The sequence below is a fragment of the Streptomyces sp. NPDC048637 genome (assembly GCF_040650675.1).
In the GTDB taxonomy this organism is placed as follows: Bacteria; Actinomycetota; Actinomycetes; order Streptomycetales; family Streptomycetaceae; genus Streptomyces.
The window spans coordinates 89,313-111,506 of record NZ_JBEZHQ010000026.1; the positions used below are offsets into that span (position 1 = coordinate 89,313).

At 68.5% G+C, this 22,194-nt stretch carries 25 protein-coding genes and 2 pseudogenes; 15 read left to right on the top strand and 12 right to left on the bottom strand.

The genetic code is table 11. From position 1 onward, the window contains the following. Nucleotide 1: 1 nt before the first annotated feature. Nucleotides 2-706 (bottom strand): peptidase E, encoded by a 705-nt coding sequence (locus AB0C46_RS27860; RefSeq protein ID WP_362831091.1) that lies wholly within the window; start codon nucleotides 704-706, stop codon nucleotides 2-4. A gap of 132 nt (nucleotides 707-838) precedes the next feature. Between AB0C46_RS27860 and AB0C46_RS27865 the strand changes: the two genes are divergently transcribed. The 5 genes and pseudogenes from AB0C46_RS27865 (at nucleotide 839) to AB0C46_RS27885 (ending at nucleotide 4,216) form a co-directional block, all read left to right on the top strand. Next, nucleotides 839-1,750: a sterol desaturase family protein gene (locus tag AB0C46_RS27865; protein WP_362831092.1), complete on the top strand. Its 912-nt coding sequence runs from the start codon at nucleotides 839-841 to the stop codon at nucleotides 1,748-1,750. Then, nucleotides 1,747-2,454, top strand: coding sequence for a lysoplasmalogenase (locus AB0C46_RS27870; protein ID WP_362831093.1), 708 nt, complete (start codon nucleotides 1,747-1,749; stop codon nucleotides 2,452-2,454). The genes AB0C46_RS27865 and AB0C46_RS27870 overlap by 4 nt, the downstream gene beginning before the upstream one ends. A 100-nt stretch (nucleotides 2,455-2,554) precedes the next feature. Next, a pseudogene (locus tag AB0C46_RS27875) lies at nucleotides 2,555-2,725 on the top strand (MerR family DNA-binding transcriptional regulator); the annotation flags it as partial. Between the two features lie 193 nt (nucleotides 2,726-2,918). Further along, the gene (locus AB0C46_RS27880) at nucleotides 2,919-3,692 is read left to right on the top strand and encodes a hypothetical protein (RefSeq protein ID WP_362831094.1); all 774 of its coding nucleotides are present in this window, start codon (nucleotides 2,919-2,921) and stop codon (nucleotides 3,690-3,692) included. Then, complete coding sequence (locus tag AB0C46_RS27885) at nucleotides 3,668-4,216, top strand: TIGR03086 family metal-binding protein (RefSeq protein ID WP_362831096.1); 549 nt, start codon at nucleotides 3,668-3,670, stop codon at nucleotides 4,214-4,216. Before AB0C46_RS27880 ends, AB0C46_RS27885 begins: the two co-directional genes overlap by 25 nt. Before the next feature lie 91 nt (nucleotides 4,217-4,307). On the opposite strand, the gene AB0C46_RS27890 is transcribed toward AB0C46_RS27885, so the two are convergent. Together AB0C46_RS27890 and AB0C46_RS27895 are read right to left on the bottom strand one after the other, a co-directional pair. Further along, nucleotides 4,308-5,822, bottom strand: a complete 1,515-nt coding sequence (locus AB0C46_RS27890) for a S8 family serine peptidase (protein ID WP_362831097.1) — start codon at nucleotides 5,820-5,822, stop codon at nucleotides 4,308-4,310. A 278-nt stretch (nucleotides 5,823-6,100) separates the two neighbouring features. Continuing rightward, entirely contained in the window at nucleotides 6,101-6,295 is a 195-nt protein-coding gene (locus AB0C46_RS27895; RefSeq protein WP_362831098.1) for a hypothetical protein, read from the bottom strand. 221 nt (nucleotides 6,296-6,516) lie between these two features. Here AB0C46_RS27895 and AB0C46_RS27900 point away from each other — a divergent pair, with 221 nt between their 5' ends. The 3 genes from AB0C46_RS27900 to moaA all read left to right on the top strand — a co-directional run bounded on the left by AB0C46_RS27900 (nucleotide 6,517) and on the right by moaA (nucleotide 9,670). Then, nucleotides 6,517-6,861, top strand: a complete 345-nt coding sequence (locus AB0C46_RS27900) for a DUF485 domain-containing protein (RefSeq protein ID WP_362831100.1) — start codon at nucleotides 6,517-6,519, stop codon at nucleotides 6,859-6,861. Further along, nucleotides 6,858-8,495, top strand: a complete 1,638-nt coding sequence (locus tag AB0C46_RS27905) for a cation acetate symporter (RefSeq protein ID WP_362831102.1) — start codon at nucleotides 6,858-6,860, stop codon at nucleotides 8,493-8,495. The genes AB0C46_RS27900 and AB0C46_RS27905 overlap by 4 nt, the downstream gene beginning before the upstream one ends. Before the next feature lie 185 nt (nucleotides 8,496-8,680). Further along, nucleotides 8,681-9,670: a GTP 3',8-cyclase MoaA gene (gene moaA, locus AB0C46_RS27910; RefSeq protein WP_362831103.1), complete on the top strand. Its 990-nt coding sequence runs from the start codon at nucleotides 8,681-8,683 to the stop codon at nucleotides 9,668-9,670. Between the two features lie 12 nt (nucleotides 9,671-9,682). Here the strand turns inward: moaA and AB0C46_RS27915 are convergent, their stop codons facing one another. Further along, on the bottom strand, nucleotides 9,683-9,928 hold the full coding sequence (locus AB0C46_RS27915) for a hypothetical protein (RefSeq protein WP_362831104.1): 246 nt from the start codon (nucleotides 9,926-9,928) through the stop codon (nucleotides 9,683-9,685). Between the two features lie 230 nt (nucleotides 9,929-10,158). Beyond that, complete coding sequence (locus tag AB0C46_RS27920) at nucleotides 10,159-10,533, bottom strand: DUF3099 domain-containing protein (protein WP_362831105.1); 375 nt, start codon at nucleotides 10,531-10,533, stop codon at nucleotides 10,159-10,161. A 222-nt stretch (nucleotides 10,534-10,755) separates the two neighbouring features. Between AB0C46_RS27920 and AB0C46_RS27925 the strand changes: the two genes are divergently transcribed. Beyond that, on the top strand, nucleotides 10,756-11,034 hold the full coding sequence (locus AB0C46_RS27925; RefSeq protein ID WP_362831106.1) for a GlsB/YeaQ/YmgE family stress response membrane protein: 279 nt from the start codon (nucleotides 10,756-10,758) through the stop codon (nucleotides 11,032-11,034). 122 nt (nucleotides 11,035-11,156) lie between these two features. On the opposite strand, the gene tyrS is transcribed toward AB0C46_RS27925, so the two are convergent. The 5 genes from tyrS to AB0C46_RS27950 form a co-directional block, all read right to left on the bottom strand. Further along, on the bottom strand, nucleotides 11,157-12,566 hold the full coding sequence (gene tyrS, locus AB0C46_RS27930) for a tyrosine--tRNA ligase (RefSeq protein WP_362831107.1): 1,410 nt from the start codon (nucleotides 12,564-12,566) through the stop codon (nucleotides 11,157-11,159). 125 nt (nucleotides 12,567-12,691) lie between these two features. After that, the gene (locus AB0C46_RS27935) at nucleotides 12,692-14,131 is read right to left on the bottom strand and encodes a metallopeptidase TldD-related protein (RefSeq protein WP_362831108.1); all 1,440 of its coding nucleotides are present in this window, start codon (nucleotides 14,129-14,131) and stop codon (nucleotides 12,692-12,694) included. Nucleotides 14,132-14,320: 189 nt separating this feature from the next. After that, on the bottom strand, nucleotides 14,321-14,581 hold the full coding sequence (locus AB0C46_RS27940) for a hypothetical protein (protein WP_362831109.1): 261 nt from the start codon (nucleotides 14,579-14,581) through the stop codon (nucleotides 14,321-14,323). After that, nucleotides 14,562-15,083, bottom strand: a complete 522-nt coding sequence (locus tag AB0C46_RS27945) for an FAD-dependent oxidoreductase (RefSeq protein WP_362831110.1) — start codon at nucleotides 15,081-15,083, stop codon at nucleotides 14,562-14,564. Before AB0C46_RS27945 ends, AB0C46_RS27940 begins: the two co-directional genes overlap by 20 nt. Then, nucleotides 15,017-15,349 (bottom strand): metallopeptidase TldD-related protein, encoded by a 333-nt coding sequence (locus tag AB0C46_RS27950; RefSeq protein ID WP_362831112.1) that lies wholly within the window; start codon nucleotides 15,347-15,349, stop codon nucleotides 15,017-15,019. Before AB0C46_RS27950 ends, AB0C46_RS27945 begins: the two co-directional genes overlap by 67 nt. Before the next feature lie 722 nt (nucleotides 15,350-16,071). Between AB0C46_RS27950 and AB0C46_RS27955 the strand changes: the two genes are divergently transcribed. The 3 genes and pseudogenes from AB0C46_RS27955 (at nucleotide 16,072) to AB0C46_RS27965 (ending at nucleotide 17,851) form a co-directional block, all read left to right on the top strand. After that, nucleotides 16,072-16,923: a DUF4365 domain-containing protein gene (locus tag AB0C46_RS27955; protein ID WP_362831114.1), complete on the top strand. Its 852-nt coding sequence runs from the start codon at nucleotides 16,072-16,074 to the stop codon at nucleotides 16,921-16,923. Between the two features lie 96 nt (nucleotides 16,924-17,019). Beyond that, nucleotides 17,020-17,178, top strand: a pseudogene (locus AB0C46_RS27960) (XRE family transcriptional regulator); the annotation flags it as partial. A gap of 268 nt (nucleotides 17,179-17,446) precedes the next feature. Further along, nucleotides 17,447-17,851, top strand: a complete 405-nt coding sequence (locus AB0C46_RS27965) for a hypothetical protein (protein WP_362831115.1) — start codon at nucleotides 17,447-17,449, stop codon at nucleotides 17,849-17,851. Between the two features lie 3 nt (nucleotides 17,852-17,854). Here the strand turns inward: AB0C46_RS27965 and AB0C46_RS27970 are convergent, their stop codons facing one another. Together AB0C46_RS27970 and AB0C46_RS27975 are read right to left on the bottom strand one after the other, a co-directional pair. After that, nucleotides 17,855-18,448, bottom strand: a complete 594-nt coding sequence (locus AB0C46_RS27970; RefSeq protein ID WP_362831117.1) for a hypothetical protein — start codon at nucleotides 18,446-18,448, stop codon at nucleotides 17,855-17,857. Nucleotides 18,449-19,416: 968 nt separating this feature from the next. Beyond that, nucleotides 19,417-19,560: a hypothetical protein gene (locus AB0C46_RS27975; RefSeq protein ID WP_362831118.1), complete on the bottom strand. Its 144-nt coding sequence runs from the start codon at nucleotides 19,558-19,560 to the stop codon at nucleotides 19,417-19,419. 262 nt (nucleotides 19,561-19,822) lie between these two features. On the opposite strand from AB0C46_RS27975, the gene AB0C46_RS27980 reads away from it, so the two are divergent. The 3 genes from AB0C46_RS27980 (at nucleotide 19,823) to AB0C46_RS27990 (ending at nucleotide 21,460) form a co-directional block, all read left to right on the top strand. After that, nucleotides 19,823-20,653 (top strand): helix-turn-helix transcriptional regulator, encoded by an 831-nt coding sequence (locus AB0C46_RS27980; RefSeq protein WP_362831147.1) that lies wholly within the window; start codon nucleotides 19,823-19,825, stop codon nucleotides 20,651-20,653. Continuing rightward, nucleotides 20,650-20,856 (top strand): DUF397 domain-containing protein, encoded by a 207-nt coding sequence (locus AB0C46_RS27985; protein WP_362831120.1) that lies wholly within the window; start codon nucleotides 20,650-20,652, stop codon nucleotides 20,854-20,856. Before AB0C46_RS27980 ends, AB0C46_RS27985 begins: the two co-directional genes overlap by 4 nt. A 217-nt stretch (nucleotides 20,857-21,073) precedes the next feature. Further along, a complete protein-coding gene (locus AB0C46_RS27990) occupies nucleotides 21,074-21,460 on the top strand; it encodes an SH3 domain-containing protein (RefSeq protein ID WP_362831121.1) in 387 nt (128 codons plus the stop codon). Nucleotides 21,461-22,194 lie beyond the last annotated feature (734 nt).

Sequence of the window (22,194 nt, forward strand, 5' to 3'; positions counted from 1 at the left end):
CCTAGGCCCCCAGCACCCGCGCCGCCTGTGCCACCTCCGCCACCGTGCCGTCCGCGCCGACGCTCACCCGGCGGAGGGTGGCGCCCGGCTTCCGGGTGACCACGTCCACGAGGCGGCCGTCGGTGAACAGGCCGGCGGCGCCGTCCTCGACCGCCCAACCCCCGGGCAGTACCCGGTCGTTGACCGCCGCCAGATAGCCGGGCCGGCGCTCCGGCTCGCTGTCGTAGTGCGGGCACAGGCTGCCCGGCAGCAGACCCAGCCCGTCGGCGAGCGGCACCGGCGGGCCGAAGGAGTCGGAGAACGCGGACTCGAACCAGCAGCACGCCCCGGCGCTGATCCCGCACAGCAGCACCCCGGACGCGTACGCCTCGCGCAGGATCGTGTCCAGGCCGTGCACCCGCCAGACGGCGAGCATGTTGGCGGTGTTGCCGCCGCCGACGTAGACGATGTCCTGCGCGAGGACGAATGCCCGCAGATCGGTCACGGTGCGGCGGAACAGCTCCAGGTGGCTCGGTTCGCAGTCCCGTGCGCCGAACGCCGTGTGGAACCCCTCGATGTACCCCGGCGCATCGCCGCTCGCGGTCGGCAGGAAGCAGACCTTCGGCCGGGTCCGCCCCGCGGCGTCCAGCACGAAGTCGTCCAGGAGGGTGTCGGGATCGTCGGAGAAGCCGCCGCCGAGCAGGGCGAGAGTGGGTGCACCAGTCATGGGACCTCGATTCCGGACGTCTGGGTGGGGGTGCCGGCGGCCGATGCTGTGGCCCAGCTGACGGCACGTCTTACATACTTCTCAGTAACAACCCCTAGCGGCACCCCCGTCAACGCATTTATGGTGCGGGACATGCCGCACCTGCCCGATGTCGTGTTGTGGTCCGTACCGGCCTTCGTCCTGCTCACTGTGGTGGAGATGGTGAGCTATCGCCTGCATCCCGACGAGGATGCGACGGGCTACGAGGCGAAGGACGCCGCCACCAGCGTCGGCATGGGGCTCGGTAGCCTCGTGTTCGACGCGCTGTGGAAGATACCCATCGTGGCGATCTACGCCGCGGTCTACGAACTCACCCCGCTGCGGGTGCCCGTGCTGTGGTGGACGCTGCTCCTGATGCTGCTCGCACAGGACTTCTTCTACTACTGGTCGCACCGCGGTCACCACGTCATCCGCGTCCTGTGGGCCTGCCACGTGGTGCACCACTCCAGCAAGAAGTTCAACCTCACCACCGCACTGCGCCAGCCCTGGACCACGTGGACCGTCTGGCCGTTCTACGTCCCGATGGTCGCCCTCGGCGTCCACCCGGCCGCGATCGCCTTCACCTCCGGGGCCAACCTCCTCTACCAGTTCTGGGTGCACACCGAACGGATCGGCAAGCTGCCGAGGCCCTTCGAATTCGTGCTCAACACCCCGTCCCACCACCGCGTCCACCACGCCTCACAGGGCGGCTACCTGGACCGTAACTTCGGCGGGATTCTGATCATCTGGGACCGGATGTTCGGCTCGTTCGTCGCCGAGACCGAGCGGCCCGTCTACGGGCTCACCAAGAACATCGAGACCTTCAACCCGCTGCGGGTGGCGACGCATGAGTACGCCGCCATCGCGCGGGACATACGGGCCGCGGACAGCTGGCGTGAGCGCGCCGGGCGGGTGTTCCGCGGGCCGGGCTGGCAGCCGGCCGAGCGGGTCGCCGCCGAGGCGGCCCGGAAGGCGGGCCCGTCCGGGGACCGGGCGCACGCCTCCGTCGAGGAGCCGGCCGCGTGACGGCACGGTGGCCGCGGGCCGTACAGCCGCTGCTGTGGGTGTTCGTCCTGCTGGGCGTCGTGCACCTCGGGGCGCTGCTCGGGGGCGTCCTGCCCGTCGTGCAGATCACCAAGCCCGTGCTGATGCCGGTGCTCGCCGGTTATGCGCTGGCGCGCGGCGGCCCCCCGCTCCTCGCCGGGGCGCTCCTCTTCGGCTGTGGCGGCGACACCTTCCTCCAGATCGGCGGGGACCTCGCCTTCCTGGTGGGGATGGGCTCGTTCGCCGCGGGACATGTCTGCTATCTGCTGCTGTTCGCCCGGCACGGGGCGGGTCCCGCGGCCGGCCGGCGGGGGCGGGCCGCCGCGGCCGGTGCCGCGTACGCCGTCCTGCTGGCCGGCACGGTGGTGCTGCTGTGGCCGGACCTCCCGGCGGAGCTGCGGATCCCGGTCGCCGGGTACAGCCTGCTGCTCACCGCGATGGCGTTCGGCGCGCTCCGGGCGGGCCCGTGGGCCGCGGCCGGCGGGCTGCTGTTCCTGCTCTCCGACACCCTGATCGCGAGCGGGATCGCGCACTGGCCGCAGCTCCCGGCCCCCCAGTTCTGCATCATGTTCACCTATGTCGCGGCCCAGTGGGCGCTGGCCGACGGTGTGCTGCGGTCCGCCGCCACGGCTCCGCGGTCCACACCACGGCGGGCGCAGGAGCTGCGGACGGCGGGCACACCGTAAGGCGCTGAGGGGGCGGCGGGCGGCCACCGCGGGGTCCGGGCCGCCCGCGGGTGCGCCGCGGTTTGCGTCTCCCTCCGTGGGAGACCCGAGAGTGGACGGCATGAACGAGGACGGCACAGGTCTGCTCACCATCGGCGAACTGGCACAGCTCACCGGTGTTCCGGTCAAGACCATCCGCAATTGGTCGGACCAGCACCTGCTGCCGCCCGCCGCCCGCACCCCCGCGGGCTACCGGCTCTACGGCCCGGACGCCCCGGCCCGCCTGGAGATCGTGCGCAGCCTGCGCGACCTGGGCATCGGACTGGCGGCCATCCGGTCCGTGCTGCACCGCGAGCGCACGGGTCGCCGAGACGGCGGCGCAGTGGGCGGACGCGCTGGACGCGCAGATCCGCACCCTGCGGCTGCAGTGCGCCGTGCTGCGTTCGGTGGCCGCGCGGGGCAGCGCAGCAGAGGAGCTGCCGTACATGACCGAACTGGCCCGTCTGTCGGCCCGGGAACGCCGCCGGATCATCAGGGACTTCGTCGAGGACGCCCTCGACGGGGTGGACGCCCCCGCCTACCGCAGCGGTCTGCTGGCCGCCACCCCCGACCTGCCCGACGACCCCACCCCCGAGCAGATCGGCGCCTGGATCGAGCTGGCCGCCCTGGTCCGTGAGCCGGAACTACGGGCGGCGCTGCGCCGGCTGGCCGAGTACAGCTCGCGGACGGCACGGGCGGCGGCGGAGCCGGACGCCGCGGGGAAGCGGCACGCCACGATCGCGTCGGACGCCCCGGGGGAGCGGCACGCCGCGATCGAGCCGCGCCCCGCCGGGGAGCCGGACCCGGCCGGGCAGGAGCAGGCCGCCGTGCGTGTTGCGGAGCTGATGCGGGTGCGGGGTGAGGAGGCCGTCGCGGCCGGCATCGCGCCGGACTCCCCGGCCGCGGAGCCCGTCATCGCCGAGCTGGTCGCCGCCTGGCTCCCCACTCAGACCGGCACCGCCGACCCCCCCCCACCGAGGATGACCCGGCGGCCCGCGCCCGGCTGCTGGAACAGCTGGAGACCGCCGCCGAGCCCGTTGTCGAGCGCTACTGGCAGCTGCTGTGCACGGTCACCGGCCGCCCCGCGCCACCCCGCTGGGACACCGCGGGCACCTGGACCACGGCCGCGCTGCGCGCCCACCCCGGGCCGTACGAGCTGGACCGCTCCGCGTTCGACGGCACCGACCCGGACCGGGTGCTGCGCGCCTACGAGCAGGTGACCCGGGACGTCGCCGCCCTGGTCGCCGCCGTACGGCCCGAGGACCTCGCGCTGCCGACACCGTGCGCGGGGTGGAGCGTACGGCAGCTGCTCGACCACATGGTGTGGGAGAACCTGATGGCCACCTCGATCGCCGAGGACGCCCCGCGCGGTGACCACACCGCCGACCACCTCGGCGACGACCACCGCGCCGCCTTCTTCGACTCGGTACGCGCCGCCCTCGCCGCCTTCACCGGCAGCGGGATGCTCCAGCGCACCTACGGCCCCTACGAGGCGCCCGGCGCGATGATCGTCCAGCAGGTCGTGGTCGAACTCCTCGCCCACGGCTGGGACTTGGCACGGGCAACCGGCGCGCCGACCGGACTGGCGCCGGAGGCCGCCGAGGAGACCCTGGCCGCGGCACGCCGGATCTATGGCGCCGCGCCGCGCACCGAGGGCAGCTCGTTCGCCCCGGAGCGCCCCGCTCCGCCCGGGGCGAGCGCCACGGACCGGCTGGCGGCCTTCCTGGGCCGCGACCTGGCCTGACCGCCCCACGGGCCCGCTCACCGGACGACAGAAGGGAGGGCCGGGTGCGATCACCCGGCCCTCCCCGCAACTGCCGTTACCGGCTGTGGAGTTACTTCTTCACCGCGTCCAGTGCATCGACGATGCCGTAGCCGAAGTGGCTGTTGACATGCTTGGTGCCGGTGCAGGTCGTCTCACCCGTGGGGCAGCCGGGGTTGTCCGCCTGCTTCTTGAGGAGCCACTGGATCTCCTGCGGGCTGGACTTCGGGTGGGCGCTCTTGAGCAGCGCCGCGACACCCGCGACATGCGGGCTCGCCATGGACGTACCGGCCAGGTAGGCCCAGTCGCCGCCCGGCATGGTGGAGAGGATGTTGCCGTTCTTGGCGGGCAGCTCGGGCACCTGCTTCGAGTCGCCGCCCGGCGCGGCCACATCGATCTGGCCGAGTCCGTAGTTGGAGTAACCGGACTTGAGCTTCTGCACTCCGCTCGCCGCGACCGTCACCGTGCCCGGCAGCTGGGTGGGCACGTCCCAGCAGGTCTTCGGGGTGATGGTGCGCTCGACCGGGGTGGTGTCGTTCGGGCTGGAGTCGTCGGTGAGCTTGGCCGCCCCCAGATCGAGGTCGGAGTTGCCCGCCGCAGCGACGTTGATCGCGCCCTTGCGCTGGGCGTAGCTCGCAGCACGGCCGACCGCATCAATGATGGCGGCCTGGTCGGCGTCGTTCTTGCAGTTGAACATCCACGGGTCGACGTAGTAGCTGTTGTTGGTGACCTCGACGCCGTGGTCGGCCGCGAAGACGAAGGCGCAGACGACGCTCTCGGCGTAGAAGAGGCTCGTCTCCGGCTCGCTGACCTTGAGGGCGGAGATCTGCACGCCCGGGGCGACCCCCGCCACGCCGACGCCGTTGCGGGCCGCGGCGATCGTGCCCGCGACATGTGTGCCGTGGTAGTCCTCGTCCGGGTTCCAGGGGCGCCAGGAACCCTTGGAGGTGTCGGCCACGCCGCCTACACAGTTGGCGGACTGCTTCGCGGAGAAGTTGGCCTTCAGATCGGGGTGGGTGTCGTCCACGCCGGTGTCGATGACGGCGACGGTGACCTTCTTGCTGCCCGGGTTCACCTTCGCGGCCTTGTCGGCCTTGATGGCGGGCAGGTCCCACTGCAGCGGTTCGAGCGGCTCCGCGCCGTTCGCCTTCGCTGCCTGGCCGGCCGCCTTGAGCTGGGACTTCGGCAGGTCGACCTTCTGCGGTTTGCCGACGTCGGTGGTGCCCTGTGCCTTGAGCGGCGCGGTACGGGACGCGCCCGCCGACTGCACGCCCGGCACCGTCCGCACCGTGGCGGCGAACTGCGGGTTGGCCGAGTGGACGACGATCACGCCTATCTGCTCATGGGCGATGATCACCTTCCCGCCGGCCTGGGCTATCGCCTTCTTGACCTTGCCGACCGTGGTGTGGCCGGGCGTGGTGTTCACGACGTACGAGAGCAGCGGGCCGTCGGCCGAGGCCGCTGCGGCCGGGGCGGAGTCCTGCGGCGCGGCGGTGGCCGCGTTCGGCAGGAAACCGAGCGACGCCGTCAGCGCCAGTCCGAGCGGTACGGCCAGCGCCCGCATGCGTCTGGAACGGGGATGAGCCATGGGTACTCCACATCATCCGGGAGACCGCCCGTGCGGCGGATTGCGCACGGGCGGGTGCAGTGAGACGTGAAGTTATCGGCGATCACTCGCGGACAGCAATGGAAACGGAAAAAAACGGGGCGAAAACCTTTCATGAGCCCCGAATTGATGGCGCGTCAGCCGACCGCGGCGTGATCTGGCCGCCCCGTCGTGGCCGCCGTCGCGGCCATGGCCGGTGAGTCGTCGCCCGTCTTGCCGCTGCCCGCTCCGCCGCCGGACGGTCCCCGCGGGCGGACCGGTCAGCCGTTGCGCCGCAGGGCGGTGATGCTCAGCGGGGGCAGGGCGATCCGCGGGCCGTACCAGCGGCGGGCGGCCGCGGTGGTCCCCGGCCGGGGTTCCGGCGGGGTGACGGTGAGCGGCGCCGGCAGCCGGACACTGCCGTACGGGCGCCGTCGGGGAGCGGGTGGCTGCGGGGCCTGGGGCGGCGGATTCACACCGGGCTCAACGAAGCGCCCCGCACGCGGTGGCGGTCGGCGCGGGCATTCCCCCGGTTTCTTCTGGGATTCAACCAACGCACCCCTGTCGGATCGTGTGACGCGCCTCTACCATGCGTGACCTAGATCACTTATATAAGCCTTATGACCGGTCGGGGGCGCTCCCGTGCAGATCCCGGACCGGCCCCTGGGAAACCAGCCCCTTCGCGTCAGGAGATCCCGTGAGTGCCGCACCGACCCTCGACCCGGGGACGCATGAGCCGCCCGACTACCTCCAGGTGCAGTCGAGCGCGGAATTCGATGAACTCCGCCGCGCGCACCGCTCGTTCGCCTTCCCGCTCACCGTCGCCTTCATTGCCTGGTACCTCGGATATGTGCTGCTGTCGAGCTACGCAGGCGGCTTCATGGCCCTCAAGGTCGCCGGTCACCTCAATGTCGCCTTCGTCCTCGGGATCGCCCAGTTCGCGACGACCTTCCTCATCGCCTGGTGGTACTCCCGGCACGCCGCCGCACAGCTCGACCCGAAGGCCGAGGCCATCAAGTCCCGCCTGGAGGGTGACGCATGAACCTGACCCAGCAGCCGCTCGTGCAGCAGCTCGCGGCCGGCGGCGCGGGCGAACACCGCGCCCTGATCATCACCCTCTTCGCGGCCTTCGTCGCCGCCACCCTCGCCATCACGGTCTGGGCCGGCCGGCAGACCAAGGGCGCGGAGGACTTCTACGCCGGCGGCAGGCAGTTCACCGGATTCCAGAACGGGCTGGCCATCTCGGGCGACTACATGTCCGCCGCGTCCTTCCTCGGCATCGCCGGCGCCATCGCCCTCTTCGGCTACGACGGTTTCCTCTACTCCATCGGCTTCCTCGTCGCCTGGCTCGTCGCGCTGCTCCTGGTCGCCGAACCGCTGCGCAACTCCGGCCGGTTCACCATGGGTGACGTCCTCGCCTACCGGATGCGCCAGCGCCCGGTCCGTACGGCCGCGGGCACCTCCACCATCATCGTCTCGATCTTCTACCTGCTCGCCCAGATGGCCGGCGCGGGCGCGCTGGTCACCCTGCTCCTGGGCATCACCAGCGAGGCGGGCAAGATCCTGGTCGTGGTCCTCGTCGGCATCGTGATGATCCTCTACGTCACCATCGGCGGCATGAAGGGCACCACCTGGGTCCAGATGGTCAAGGCGGTCCTGCTGATCGCCGGCACCCTGCTCATCACCTTCCTGGTGGCGCTCAAGTTCCACTTCAACCTCTCGTCGCTGCTCGGCGCCGCCGCGGAGAACAGCGGCAAGGGTTCCGCCTTCCTGGAGCCCGGCCTCAAATACGGCGTCACCGCCACCTCGAAGATCGACTTCATCTCGCTGGGCCTCGCCCTCGTCCTGGGCACCGCGGGCCTGCCGCACATCCTCATCCGCTTCTACACGGTCCCCACCGCCAAGGCCGCCCGTAAGTCCGTGAACTGGGCGATCGGCATCATCGGCGTCTTCTACCTGATGACCATCGCGCTGGGCTTCGGCGCCGCCGCCCTTATCAAGCCCGAGACGATCACCGCCTCCAACAAGGCGGGCAACACCGCGGCCCCGCTCCTCGCCGAGGCGATCGGTGGCGGCGCCGGCTCCACCGGCGGCGCCATCCTGCTCGCCGTGATCTCCGCCGTCGCCTTTGCCACCATCCTCGCGGTGGTCGCCGGCCTCACCCTCGCCTCGTCCTCGTCCTTCGCGCACGACCTGTACGTCAATGTCCTCCGCAAGGGCAAGGCCACCGAGAAGGAGGAGGTCGGCGCGGCCCGCTGGGCGACCGTCGGCATCGGCGCGGTCGCCATCGTGCTGGGCGTCTTCGCCCGGGGGCTGAACGTCGCCGGCCTGGTGGCCCTCGCCTTCGCGGTCGCCGCCTCCGCCAACCTCCCGACGATCCTCTACAGCCTGTTCTGGAAGCGCTTCACCACCCAGGGCGCGCTGTGGTCCATCTACGGAGGCCTCGCCTCCTCGGTCTTCCTGGTGCTCTTCTCCCCGGTCGTCTCCGGCAAGGAGACCTCGATGTTCCCCGGCGCGGACTTCGCCTTCTTCCCGCTGGAGAACCCGGGCCTGATCTCCATCCCGCTGGGCTTCCTGCTCGGCTGGCTGGGGTCGCTGCTGTCGAAGGAGGAGCCGGACGCCCAGAAGTACGCCGAACTGGAGGTCCGCTCGCTGACCGGGACCGGCGCCCACTGACGCGGCCCGGCTGAGGCGTCCGCACAGGGCCGGGCGGGGGTGGTGTCGTAGAGAGCTACGACACCACCCCCGCCCACCTCGTGCTTCTCATCTCTGCGCACTGTCACACCCATCGCGTAGGCTCGAAGACGTACTGATCCACCGAAGGAGACGTACCGAGCCATCACTCTTGGGGAGGGGGCCCAGTGCTCATCGACACGTATGGCCGCGTGGCCACCGACCTGCGCGTTTCGCTCACCGACCGGTGCAACCTGCGGTGCACGTATTGCATGCCGGAGGAGGGCCTCCAGTGGCTCGCCAAGCCGGATCTGCTCACCGACGACGAAATCGTCCGGCTGATCACCATCGCCGTGCGCGACCTGGGCATCGACGAGGTCCGCTTCACCGGCGGTGAGCCGCTGCTCCGCCCCGGTCTGCCCGGCATCGTCGAGCGCGTCGCCGCCCTCACCCCGCGCCCCCAGATGTCGCTGACCACCAACGGCATCGGCCTGCAGCGCACCGCCGCCGCCCTCCGCGACGCCGGCCTGGACCGCGTCAATGTCTCCCTCGACACCCTCCGGCCGGAGGTCTTCCAGGCCATGACCCGCCGCAAGCGGCACGAGGATGTCCTCCGCGGCCTGGAGGCGGCCCGCGCGGCCGGTCTGACCCCGGTCAAGGTCAACACCGTCCTGATGCCGGGCCTCAACGACGACGAGGCCCCCGACCTGCTGGCCTGGGCGATAGCCCACGACTACGAACTCCGCTTCATCGAGCAGATGCCGCTGGACGCACAGCACGGCTGGAAGCGCGACGGCATGATCACCGCAGGCGACATCCTCGCCTCGCTGCGCACCCGCTTCGCGCTCACCCCCGAGGGCCAGGACGAGCGGGGCTCCGCACCCGCCGAGCGCTGGATCGTCGACGGCGGCCCGCACCGCGTCGGAGTGATCGCCTCGGTCACCCGCCCGTTCTGCCGGGCCTGCGACCGCACCCGGCTGACCGCCGACGGCCAGGTCCGTACGTGCCTGTTCGCCACCGAGGAGACGGACCTGCGGACCGCCCTGCGCTCCGGGGCCCCCGATGACGAGATCGCACGGATATGGAAGGTCGCGATGTGGGGCAAGAAGGCGGGCTCCGGTCTGGACGACCCGTCGTTCCTGCAGCCGGAGCGCCCGATGTCCGCGATCGGCGGCTGAGCCGGTCCGGCCTCAGCGGCCGGCGGCCGACGCCTCCCACTCCGCCAGCGTCACGACATCCTTCAGAAAGCCGCGCACCCCGAGGAACTGCGACAGATGCTCCCGGTGCTCCTCGCACGCCAGCCAGGTCTTGCGCCGGTCCGGAGTGTGCAGCTTCGGGTTGTTCCAGGCCAGCACCCACACGGCCGCGGCGCGGCAGCCCTTCGCGGAGCAGATGACGGTGCTGTCGGCGGAGTCCTGGGGATTCGGGGAGTTCACGGCCTCAACCCTACGTCCTGGGATCACGGTCCCGGCCCGGCGATCCCACCGTCAGGCCCTGCGGACATGACGACGCCGGGCAGCCACGGGGGGAGCCGCCCGGCGTCGGTCCGTCGCTCCGACGGGGGATGCGGAGCGCGTACGCAGTATGTCACGGGGGATGGTGCCGAGTGCACCGGAACTCCATGATTGATCTGAGCTTTTCTTGAGCTTTGCAGACCGGGAGATGATCAGCTCGGGTCGTGTTGCGGTGCCGAAGAGCCCGCCGCCGGACGTTCCGGAACGGACTCCGCCGGGGCGTCCGAGGCCCCCGGCGTCAGCATCGGCCTGGTCGGGCCCGCGACGAACGTCTTCGGGAGCGAAGGGGCGTTCTCCCGGCCCGCGTTGGCGATGACGACCGCGATATAGGGCAGCGCCAGCCCCAGTACCAACGTCGCGATGGCCACAGGCCGCTCGATGTTCCACAGCACGACGGTCAGCACCACGGCGACCGTCCGCACCACCATCGAGATCACATACCGGCGCTGCCGCCCGCGGACATCCTCGGACAGCCCCTGCCGGGCCCCCGTGATCCGGAAGGTCTGGCCGCTGCTCTGCTTCCGCATCACGTTCCACCACCTGGTCGGTCATGCCGGATTCTCCCCGATGTCCGGTCGGTTCCCACGGTACGCCGCGACTGCGCCGCCTTCGAGACCGGGTCGTGCCCCGCTGCGCCCGGTCCGGCCGGGACACCGTGCGTACGAGCGGCTCCGGCGTGCGCCGTAGTCGAAGCGGGGCGACACTGACGGAGCGACCGTCATCTGCACCGCGCCGCAAGAGGAGACGACATGACGTGGTTGTGGGCCATCATCGTGGGCCTGGTGCTGGGCCTGATCGCGAAGGCCATCATCCCGGGCAAGCAGCAGATTCCGCTGTGGCTGACCGTGATCTTCGGCATGCTGGGCAGCGTCCTCGGCAACTGGGCGGCCACCGGCATCGGGGTGGCGGACACCAGGGGCATCGACTGGATCCGGCATCTGCTGCAACTGGCCGGCGCGGTCCTCGTCGTCGCCATCGGTGACCGCCTCTGGATGTCCATGCGGGGCCGCAAGAAACAGGCAACCTAGGGCGTGTCTCCCGGATGACGGGCGCGCTCGCGCCCTGAACCGGAAGGCGGGCCCCAGCCGAGTCACGCCACGGGCGGCCGGCGCGCACCCCCGCGCACCGGCCGCCCGTACGTTCTGCCGTCTCAGCGGCCTTCGAGCCGGCCCAGCTTGCGGCCGGCCTTCAGGTACGCGACGCCGGTGGTGTCCGCCAGCTTCTCGGCCAGCACCTCACCCAGCGGCCGGACCGCGTCGGCCTCCGCCAGCACCACGGTCTGCTGGCCCCCCGCACCCTCGCCCTCCACGACCAGCCGCAGCGCATTCTGCTTGGCCAGCCGCCGCGCCGCCGAGGCGCTCGGGGTGAACTCCAGCACCGTCGTCAGCACGGCCGCCACCGTCTCCGCGCCGTGCGCAGCGACATCGACGGACGGCAGCGACTCCACATCGGAGAACGACTTCTTGGAGAACTGCGCCACGAAACCGGCCCGCGCCGCCATCGCCGCGTCCAGCCCGTACAGCGCGGCCACGACCTCGCCCGCGAGGACCTTCTTGAGGTCCATCGGGTGCAGCGAGCGGTCCGTGATCCGGCCCAGAACGAGCGCGATCTCCTCGTCGGTCCACTCCGTCCATGCCTTCAGGTACGGCTCCATCAGCCGGTCCGGCACCGACATGATCTTGCCGAAGACATCGTCGGCGGGCGCGCTCAGCCCGACGTAATTGCCCTTGGACTTGGACATCTTGGCGCCGGTGCCGTCCGTGCCCTCGATCAGCGGCATGGTCACCACCAGCTGCGGCCGCTGCCCGCGCAGCTCCATCAGCTTGCGGCCCATCTGCAGATTGAGCAGCTGGTCGGAGCCGCCCAGCTCCACATCGCACTCCAGCGCCACCGAGTCCAGGCCCTGGGCGATGGGGTACAGCAGCTCCGTCATGGTCAGACCGGACCCGGCCGCCAGCCGGTTGCGGAAGTCCTCACGCTGCAGCAGCTGCGAGGCCGGCACCTGGGCGAGCAGTGAGAGCAGCTCCGGGAAGGTGTACGGCGCCAGCCACTCGCTGTTCTGCCGGAAGCTGACCTTCTCGAAGTCGAAGAAGGGACGAACCTGTTCGCGGTACGTGGCGAGGTTCTGCGCGATGTCCTCGTCGGTCAGCGGCGGGCGCTCGGCCGTACGGCCCGACGGGTCGCCGATCTTGGCGGTGAAGTCACCGATGATCAGCGTGACGTCATGACCCAGCCGCTGGAACCGGCTCAGAATGATCAGCGGGACCGCATGCCCGAGGTGCACATCGGTCGCCGTCGGGTCGATGCCCAGCTTGATGTGCAGGCCCGTGCCGGCCGCCCGGCGCTCCTCGATCCGCTCGGCCAGCTTCTCCACGCCCGGCAGGACCTCGACCGTACGGGCCGCGATCAGCGCGGCCTGCTCCTTGGCGGGCAGGTCCGTCAGATCCAGATACCGCCGTGCGCCCGTCTCCTTGAGCAGCTCCTGGACCGTGGCGTCCGAGGAGAGGTCGGTGGAGAGCAGCGTGGTGGCGCGGGCGACGGATTCGCCGAGGCGTGTCATGGCGTTCCTGATCGATCGTGGTTCCCAAACGGGAGGACAAGCGGACAGTCTATTAGCCCGCTACGACACTCCCGCGCCGTGCGCCCGCCCGGCCCGCCGCGACGGGCCGGGCGCACTCAGGTGTCTCACACCCCGCGGCTGACCGAACTCATGTTGAAGTCCGGGATGCGCAGCGCCGGCATCGCGGCGCGGGTGAAGTAGTCGCCCCACTCGCGCGGCAGGGTCCGCTCCGTACGGCCCGCCTCCACCGCCCGGGACAGCAGGTCCACCGGCGACTCGTTGAACCGGAAGTTGTTGACCTCGCCGGCCACCTCGCCGTTCTCGACCAGATAGACACCGTCCCGGGTCAGACCGGTCAGCAGCAGCGTCGCCGGGTCCACCTCGCGGATGTACCACAGGCAGGTCAGCAGCAGCGCGGGACCGTCATGGCCGGCGGCCGCCACCATCTCGTCCAGCGAGCGCGAACCACCGCCCGCCAGAAGGAGGTTGTCGATGCCCGGTGCCACCGGCAGGCCGGTCAGCCCGGCGCTGTGCCGGGTGGTCGGCAGCCGGTTGAGCACCCCTTCGCGGATCCAGTCGGTGGCCGTCAGCGGCAGCCCGTTGTCGAAGACCGAGGCATCGTCGCCGGAGGAGTGCGCCAGGACGAACGGTGCGCACTCCAGACCCGGCGCCCGCGGGTCGCTGCGCAGCGTCAGCGGCAGCTCGCTGAGCCGCTCGCCCAGCCGGGTGCCCGCCCCGGGCCCCGCCGCGCCGTCGCCGTCGGCCGGCCTGGAGAAGACCGTACGGCCCTCGGCGGCGTCCCGGGCCCCGGACGACCACATCTGGTAGATCAGCAGGTCGGCGACGGCGGTCGGCGGCAGCAGCGTCTCGTACCGCCCGGCGGGCAGCTCGATGCGCCGCCCGGCCCAGCCCAGCCGCCGGCTCAGCTCGGTGTCCAGTTCCCGCGGGTCGACATCGGTGAAGTCGCGGGTCGCCCGGCCGGTCCAGGCCGAGCGGGTGCGGTCCGGGGATTTGGCGTTCAGCTCCAGCGTCCCGGTGGGCTGGTCGTGCCGCAGCCGCAGCCCGGTCGAGGTGCCCAGATATGACGAGACGACCTCGTGGTGGGCGAAGCCGTACAGTTCCCGGCCGCCGGAGCGGGCCTGCCGGAAGGACTCGCCGAGCGCCGGCGCGAACGCCGCGAACACCTCCGAGGAGGTCTCGGCGGGCGCCTCGGTGAAGTCGGCGGACGCCTTCTCGCCGCCGACCAGCGGCTGCGCGTCCTCGGCGGGCCCGGACTCCCGGGCGGCCGCCTCGGCGGCCCGGACCAGCCCCTCCAGGTCGTCCGCGGTCACCGCGGAGCGCGAGACGACACCGGACGCGCTGCCCTGTCCGCCGTCCACGGTCGCCACCACCGTCAGTGTGCGGCCGCGGGTGACGCCATTGGTGGTGAGCGCATTGCCCGCCCAGCGCAGATTGGCGCTGGAGTGCTCATCGGCGATGACCACACAGCCGTCGGCACGGGAGAGCTCCAGTGCCCGCTCGACGATCTCGTGCGGGGTGTTCGTACGCGACCTGCGCGTGCTCATCGACCGGCCTCCTGGTGGAAAGCGGACTGTGCGGGACGGGGTGATGACGTGGTGTCGACCTGGGAGCAGAGCTTATCGAGCGGTCTGCCCGGCACGGGAGGGCGCCGTCACGGGCGGACGGCGCCCGATGGGTGTCCACCAGCCACTCCGGCGACCGAGCGGGGCAGGGCCGAGCGGGGCAGGGAACCGTCAGCGCTCAGCCGGCCGGCCGAGCCAGGACACGAACATCCCGTCCGGATCCCAGGTGGCACGGAGGCCGTCGAGCCGACGGAGGTTCTCGTCGGTCAGGAAGCGGTACGGGCGGTTGAGCAGGTTCTCGTCGGCCAGCTGGATGCCACTGGCGCAGGGCTCCCACGCGCGCATGTGGTCGGTCACCCACCGGGTGTACGCGCTGTCGTCGGCCGGATCGGTCCACGCCGCATAGAGCGCGTCATACAGCTCGTCCTCCACGGAGTAGGCCATCGACGGGCGTGCGGGCTGTCGCGTCGATGCCGGTGCCCGACATACAGGCCGGTCCGTAGTCCCGCCCGGCCCAGGCGAACCCGCCCTGCAGCAGATACCCGCCGAGGGAGACGCCTGAGCAGTGCCCCGTGGGGAAGAACAGGTTCTGATCTGCCGGCACCGCGCTGAACTCGGATCCTTTGATGCCCGGCTGGGCGGTGCCGGTCATCGCCTCCCGGTCGACCGCGACGTGCCGCAGATTCGACAGGTCGATCAGCACCGTGCCGTCACGCAGGTGTGAGGCGGACCAGCTGTGGCCGCCGGAGCGCACCGCGATCCGCAGGCCCTCCCGCCTGGCGAGCCTGACGGCTCCGACGACATCGTCCGCCGCCCCCCGACAGCCGGGCGGCGGCCCGGCCGCAAGGCGTAACGGCGCGCTCCCCGTCAGGACCGGCCCGATTCCTCCGTGGTGTTCAGGATGTTCACCTGCCGGAAGAGCGCTGACGGGCACCCGTGGGACACCGCGGCGACCTGGCCAGGTTGAGCCTTTCCGCAGTTGAAAGCGCCTCCAAGGACGTACGTCTGCGGTCCTCCGACCGCCTCCATGGAACCCCAGAACTCAGGAGTGATGCCCTGATAGGCGACATCCCGCACCTGCCCGCGAAGACGGCCGTTCCGGATCGCATACGCCCTCTGCTGCGTGAACTGGAAGTTCACCGTACGAGCGGAGGGCATACCCCTCTGACGGGCATCTGTGCAGGTCAGGCGGCTCATCATGGTCTACCCTCAATCCCTGTTCATACCAGTTCAAACCGGACTGTGCGGGGTCTGGTGATGACTTGGTGTCGACCTGGGAGCAGAGCCTATGGAGTGGGTTCCGTGCTGCCGTAGGGGGGAGATCGGCCCCTGTGGCAAGCGGTTCCGAATCGGCGCAAGTGGAGTGAGGCGTCAAGCTTCCGCCTTTGGCAAGAACATGAGCATGCCTTAAGACCTATGGCCCAGGGGTGTCGAGCTGCTACTTTAAGAGAGTGGAGCTTAGCTCCCACACGCTACCGAGAGCGGACCCCACTCGGACGCGCTTCCCTTCGAGGGCGCCGGCCAGGAGAGAAATTTCCCGTCCCGTGGGGTCGAGCCAGGTTCGCCACCCTCCATGAGACGGCACGCAGCCTCCGTGGAGGAGTTTTCTATGTGGGGAAAGATCACCGACCTAGCCAGCGCATCGCCGGTCGCGCTGCTAGCCATGTTCACCTTGTCGGCCGCTCTGCTTCTCAGAGTCGTATTCATCTGCGTCGCCATCGTTGGCGGTATGTGCGTCTGCTTGCGGGGTACAGCACCAGCTGAGCGCCCAGGCATCCTCCAGCAGTACGCGGGGGTAGCGAGGGCGCTTAGGGACTTGTTGTGCGTCCAGCGAAGGCGGTAGACACGCTAACTGGAAAAGGTCCCTCCCGGAGGGGTGGGTGGGGCCGTCGTAGATGTCCGGACGAAGTTTAGGGAGGGCGATGACGACCATCCGTCCGAGCCGTCGCATTGAGCGGGCAGGCGTGAACAGTCTGCGGGCATTGTTGGAGGAGCATGATCACATTGTCCATGAGGTCGACGGGGGTAGCGATTACGGAGAAGACCTCATCGTTTCTCTGGCACGGGATGGTCGTCGTACCGGGCACGTCGTGGCGATTCAAGTAAAGAGCGGCAAGAAATATAAGCGTGCCCGCGGATACGCAGTTCCTATCGATGACCACTATGACGACTGGAGGGGAAGCCGCATCCCTGTTCTGGGGGTTGTCTATGATTTGGATTTAGGAAGTCTCTTCTGGGTAAACCTCACCGAGGTGTTGAGGAGAGTCAAGGAGCCGCCGACCTGGGTGCAGATCCCCGCAGGGTCTGTACTGTCCTCCGACACCATTCGTGAATGGTCCCTCCTGGTCGAGGTGTACATCGACAAGGCGGGAGTAGAAGCGTATTCCGCTAATACGTTAGCTGAACTTCCATCTCGCATCACGGAGAGCGGCAAGCGAGGTATTGTGATTTACGTGTGGGATGTCGAGAGGGATCACTTTCGATCGTCCGCCGAAAATGCTGGTATCGATCTCTCTAGTCTCGGGGAGCAAGCCCTCGGTGAGCTTCTGGATGGAACTTTCCGGCCGCAGCCTAAAGAAGCTTTAGCTATGCAGGTCGACACCGGCAGGCAACGCACGAACCTCAATTTAGAAATCGACGAGAACATGGCGGCGCGCGCGAGGGAGTTGATTAAAAGATCGACCTTCGTCAAGGAGCTGGGTTGGAAGCCACGTTCCGTCGCCTCACTGATACTTCTCTATTTGCATGAGCGGTTTCCGATGAGTGAAGGATGAATGTCGGTGAGGTCATCGCCGTGCCTCACCGGTGGTCGGCCCAGGGTTGCCACAACAGATCGGGGTCCCCTGCCATCAGCAACAGTTGGACACCGGCGACTTTGGTCCGTCGCTGCTCGGTTGATGACCTTGTGTGCCAATACATTTCCCAGCAGCGACGGCGAAAAGGCGGTCAACTGGTACCGGATGGCCGCAGCCGCAGCAGATGAGTCCGGAGATCTGGATTCGCGCGTGTGGGGCCGAGGGCGCGCCGCACAGGGTGCGCGGGCGGACAGATTGCAGTGATGCATGGATACGCCTCCGTCTGAGGCACAAGAGCCCCGTCCGTGAGTCATGGTGGCAACGCACGGACGGGGGCGGAACTTTGCACGGTGCGCACCGTGGGCTAGCTCCTCATCCGTTGCGGAACACGCCCAGCGGCCCCGCAACGGGCCCTGCAACCCGTCTCGTCGCTCATCCCCGCGCGGGGTGACTGCAGTCCGAAACGGGTGTCTGTGATGCTTGTGAAAGCTAGGCTCCGGCTATGCCTGAACCCTTCGTGAACGGCGACGTACACCACGGTGCTTGCGGCATCTGTCCGTCCCGCTTCCACGCCGTTGGAGAGTTCGACGTGTTCGAGCGTCCGACGCCGGAATGCCCCTTCAGCAAGGGGGACGGACACCGGTACTTGAGTGACGGGACACCGGTCTGCGTCCATCCGGAAAAGGTCGGGCTGCCTGCGGCTCGCTACAAGAGCGAAAACGTGCCACTGACCGCCGAATTGCAGTTGCCGCCCGACCCTTCCGCGCTGGTGGCGTACTTGCATGACGTGCTGTACGGGGCTGCGCCCGTCTTGCTCGAATCTCTTATTGCTCAGGCGCAAGAGCAGATTCGGCGCGACTTCCCGACGCTAGATCCGCTCCAGGTTCTTCGGCAGGCGCTCAGCTAGCCGCTATGCAGCAACGCTGGCGAGTTCATCCGCGGTGAAGCGGAAGGAATGCGCCTGCCCCTGCTTTCGGAAGCCCATGGCCGCATACTTCTCGTCGAGCCACTTGAGCCGGCGGGCGACTTCGTCCGCGTCGATCCAGAAGCGGGCGGGCGGCTCGCCCCATGCCGCCCGATACGCCTGGTGGGTGAAGTCCTCCGGTCGCCAATCCGTGTGTTCCTGGTCGGTCTGGTGGATGATGGGCGCACCGACCCGCGCCGTGATGCGGGCGAGAAGCTGAGGCTGCGCGATCATCGCGTGCGTCATCTCGTCCACGGGGACAGCGATCGGGATTTCCGCCGCGTTCTCGTCGCCGGTCATCTCGAACATGGCTGCCTTGAGGCACAGGGCCTTGAGCCCTTCCGCGAAGAGCCCGTGTTTGTCCTGCTCCTGGTCGTACTCGGCGACAACTACGGAGCCGGTGAAGCACTGCCAATCGGAGTCGTACTTGAGGCTGGCCGCGACGAAGGCGGGGAATTCATGGTCAGCCTCAACTGCTGCCAGGATTTCCGTTGCTCGCTCCGCTACGCGCTCAGCGCTGGGGAGTTCGACGGTAGTCACTGCTGCACTCTCCTTTTCGGTTGTGTGTATTTCTTTGCACACCCGGCTTCCGCTGCCCTGGAAGGCAGCAGGATGGGTGTTGCCCGCCCCGTACCGAAAAACGATGAGTTTCAGTACAAGGCGGCGTTTTGGGGCCATCCGAAGCTGTCTGGAACCTCGGATGGCCTTTCGTGCTCCCCTCTTCGTCCCGGAGACTTGGGGAAAAACGAGACTGGGGCCGGTGTGGTTTGTTGGGCCCTCCGTGAGGAGCACGCCCGGCGGACTCGATTGCCGGGGGTCTAGTTGGAAGTTCCAGAGCGGTTGTCACAGAACCGACAGGGGCTCTTGCGTGCCCGCTGGGCTTTGGTCAGCGATACCACCACCACGCTTGGGGCCTTGTGTTTGCCAAGTGCCACGCAGTCGTTGGCCATGTGGTATCGGCCACCACTCGAAGTGACATAGACCGATGTGGTTATGGAATGCTGCCCGCTCATCCATCTTCCTTGTTGTTGGCTTGGTTGTGCCCGGCCCTCCCCTACGAAAGGCCGGGCACCCGCAATCAGTTGGACCGCCGGCCGCGATGGGGTACCGACGTCCCGGGAACTCCCCTAATTGCGGAGTTGAGGCCCACCCCTACCGGGATTCCGAATTTATGTGGGAGAGCATTGATCCGGCGATATTCGGTAGGGGTGGGAGCCTAGAGGCGGAATGAAGCTCCGATGACGAATCCACATGAGCCACTGATCATGATGATGAGCAGTGGTCCCGTAAAAGCGGCAGCCACTTCGCATACGCGTTTCACGTCTGCGCACTCCCTCCCGGGCATCCCTGCGTACAGCGGGGCCATCGACATGGAACGTGCGGGGAACCAAGCGGAATATGGATCACGCCCGATTTAACGTCCATCGCGCCGCCGTACTTCGTCCACCAGCCTTTGGGGCTGTTTGCGTATGGTGTGTCGGCGAAGGGGTCAACTCTGGTTTCCTCTATCACAGCAACCGCCCCAGTGGTCCGTACTGCTGCCACCGCGCGTAGTCCTGGTGCACCCGCGCACGAAGGCGTGTCAACGTCTCGCTGTCGCTGTTGGCGGCTCGCTCTTGCTCCGGCTGCACGGTGGCATCTGGGCTCTTCACGTTGGGGCACATCGGGTGCTCACAGTCACATGGCGGCGCCTTCAATGCGGACCGCATCGGGGGTTCACCGCGCTCGGGGAAGTCGGGGTTCACTCTTCCTCCTCCCGGCCGTCGCACGGTGAGGGTGGGGCTTGTTGGGAGACTGCTTCCGGGCCAACGTCCGCTCCTCTCCGTAGCGCTTCCACTACCAAGCCAGTTCAGCGTGACCTACAGTCAGGCTGTCTTCAACTTGCGTGAATTGCTCGGGGAGTTGAGCGCCAAGATGGTGAACCGTAAAGAACTGGACCCTGAAGGGTCGCCCGGTGAGCGCTTCGGCCAGCGGTTACGTGCGCTGCGCGATGAGCGCGGCTGGACGCAGGACGAGCTTGGGACGCGCATGGGGTACTCCGGGACGCACATTTCGGCCGTAGAAACTGGTCGGCGTCCTCCAACTCCTCATTTCGCGGCGAGCGCTGACAAGGCCTTCGGCACAGGTGACAAGTTCGAGCGTCAGGAGCGGGCTGCACGGCAAACCGCGCTCATTGAAGGCTTCCCGGAGTACGTCACGCACGAGGCGCGGGCAGCAGAGATCAGGCTGTATGAGGTAGGTGTCATCCCTGGGCTGCTCCAGACGCCGGAGTACGCGGCGACGCTGGAAGCAGACGCAGTGCGGCGGGAGGCGATCACCCCAGAGCAAGCGGACGAGCGGGTGGAACTGGTGGCCAGGAGGCAAGCCGCACTGGTGCGGTCGCCCTCACCTCTGATCGCCGCGGTGCTTGATGAAGGATGCATCCGCCGACCAATGGGGCCACCCGCGATCATGAGTGCTCAGTTCGCGCGCTTGCTTGAGTTCGCCGAACGGCCGAACACTGTGTTGCAGGTTGCGCCATTCACCATGGGAGCGCGCAGGCCGTTCAGCCTGCCCATCACGGTTCTCACGATGCCTGACCGCTCGCTCATGTCGTACGCCGAGTCAACGCAGCGTGGGCACCTCGAACGAGAAAGCCTGTTCGTGCTGCCCATACTGACGGCCTACCATCAGCTACAGGCCGAAGCCCTCTCTCAGGCGGCTTCCGTAGCCATGATCGAACAGCTTCGAAAGGGCACCTCGTGACGACCGAAGACCTGCATTGGATCACGTCCTCATACAGCGGCAACGGCGGCCAGTGCGTTGCGGTCGCCACGAACCTTGCTTCGCATGGCATCGTCCCCGTCCGTGACTCCAAGAACCTGAACGGTCCGGTGCTGGACTTCACCGCTGATGCGTTCGCCTCCTTCGTGGTGGGCGTCAAGGCCGGCGCGTTCGGAACCGTCTGACCGCCCGGGGCCGCGTTGGCGCGCCAGTACGGCCGGTGCCCCGTCATCCCCTGAGCCGGGGGCGTGACGGGGCATCTTCATGGGCGAACTTATTAGGATAAGAGGTTGCCTCACGTCCGCCCGCCCCTCATGCTGGTGACTCGTTAGGACGAGCGCCCAACCGGGCTTCCGGGAGTGCTCGTCATCGATCCTGGAAGGGGAGTTCACTGTGAGGTCTGTGTCGAAGCCCATGCGTCTGCGGGTAGTCGTCGCTGCTGTCGGCGCTATGGCGATGGCGGGTCTTGGTATCGGAACGGCTTACGCCTCGGAAGTTCCGCCGAGCAAACCGAATTCGGAATTGGTGATGGTGGGCGGTCTCAATTTCCGGACGGGGCCGAATACTTCGTATGCGGCGCGAGGAATGCTGTACTCGGAGGATGAGGTCGAGATAGTTACTGCCAGAAATCCCGGCCCTGAGCAGTGGGACAAGGTCCGGCTCCTGCGGCCGTCTGCTGGCGGTCTGCCTGCGGGGGCTGTCGGCTGGGTGAAGCAGAACGGCTACATCACCCCTCCGACCTGCGCGTCTGGCTCTGAGCTTCAGTGCCTGCTGTACGGCGGCGGCTGATCGCAACGAAGGCTCGGCCCCCTCTCGTTTGATGGGAGGGGGTCGAACGCGTGCCAGGAAAATACCTTCCAGTCAGACGGTTTTCTCGATTAGTTAGGCATCAGCGGTCTAGATGCTTGCGCGCCAACCTGACGCCTGATTGGCTGGATTGTTCCTCGGTGGCGTGCGGCAACGTGGAACAGAGCGAGAGAGAAAGTGGGGGTGTGGGCGTTGAACGCGGTTCCTTGGGTCAATGACGGTGATGGTGAAGGTCTCTGGGTGCGTGGCGGGGACTACCTGACCGGTTGGCGGGATGCGGAAGACGCTACGGCGGTATTCAACACAGCGGCGGCTAAGGCGGGTTGTGACCCTGAGGTAGTGCGGGCATCTCCGCACGCTGGCCCGTTGGGTGAGGGTGTGGTGTGGCTGTCTCCGGCCGCGATACGGGCCCTGGTGCGGCTGTTGGAGGACCCAAGATGCGGCCGAAATCGGGCCGCGTAGTGGGGTGTTGACCGGTGACCACAACGGTGGTCGGCTGGGTCACCTGGTCGTGGGGGGTGGGGGCCGGAGGAGCCCCCCACGAGATCGCGCGCGGCGCGTAGCGCCACACGGCCTTGCATGGCGCGGGAACGGCGCTGAAGGGGATCACGGTGCCGCAGGCCGCGGGAGACTTCCGGGCGCGCTACTGCCGGATCGCCCCGCAGGGGTGATGACGTACTGACCTGCCGGGCCGGCTTGCTGGGGCCGGCTAAGGC

Bases quoted from the DNA above. Each gene is read 5' to 3' on its own strand.
- AB0C46_RS27865 (WP_362831092.1), top strand. From the start codon at position 839: ATGCCGCACCTGCCCGATGTCGTGTTGTGGTCCGTACCGGCCTTCGTC.
- AB0C46_RS27980 (WP_362831147.1), top strand. From the start codon at position 19,823: ATGGTGAACCGTAAAGAACTGGACCCTGAAGGGTCGCCCGGTGAGCGC.
- AB0C46_RS27955 (WP_362831114.1), top strand. From the start codon at position 16,072: ATGACGACCATCCGTCCGAGCCGTCGCATTGAGCGGGCAGGCGTGAAC.
- AB0C46_RS27965 (WP_362831115.1), top strand. From the start codon at position 17,447: ATGCCTGAACCCTTCGTGAACGGCGACGTACACCACGGTGCTTGCGGC.
- AB0C46_RS27860 (WP_362831091.1), bottom strand. From the start codon at position 706: ATGACTGGTGCACCCACTCTCGCCCTGCTCGGCGGCGGCTTCTCCGAC.
- AB0C46_RS27920 (WP_362831105.1), bottom strand. From the start codon at position 10,533: ATGCGGAAGCAGAGCAGCGGCCAGACCTTCCGGATCACGGGGGCCCGG.
- AB0C46_RS27925 (WP_362831106.1), top strand. From the start codon at position 10,756: ATGACGTGGTTGTGGGCCATCATCGTGGGCCTGGTGCTGGGCCTGATC.
- AB0C46_RS27905 (WP_362831102.1), top strand. From the start codon at position 6,858: ATGAACCTGACCCAGCAGCCGCTCGTGCAGCAGCTCGCGGCCGGCGGC.
- AB0C46_RS27890 (WP_362831097.1), bottom strand. From the start codon at position 5,822: ATGGCTCATCCCCGTTCCAGACGCATGCGGGCGCTGGCCGTACCGCTC.
- AB0C46_RS27880 (WP_362831094.1), top strand. From the start codon at position 2,919: ATGACCGAACTGGCCCGTCTGTCGGCCCGGGAACGCCGCCGGATCATC.
- AB0C46_RS27935 (WP_362831108.1), bottom strand. From the start codon at position 14,131: ATGAGCACGCGCAGGTCGCGTACGAACACCCCGCACGAGATCGTCGAG.
- AB0C46_RS27950 (WP_362831112.1), bottom strand. From the start codon at position 15,349: ATGATGAGCCGCCTGACCTGCACAGATGCCCGTCAGAGGGGTATGCCC.
- tyrS (WP_362831107.1), bottom strand. From the start codon at position 12,566: ATGACACGCCTCGGCGAATCCGTCGCCCGCGCCACCACGCTGCTCTCC.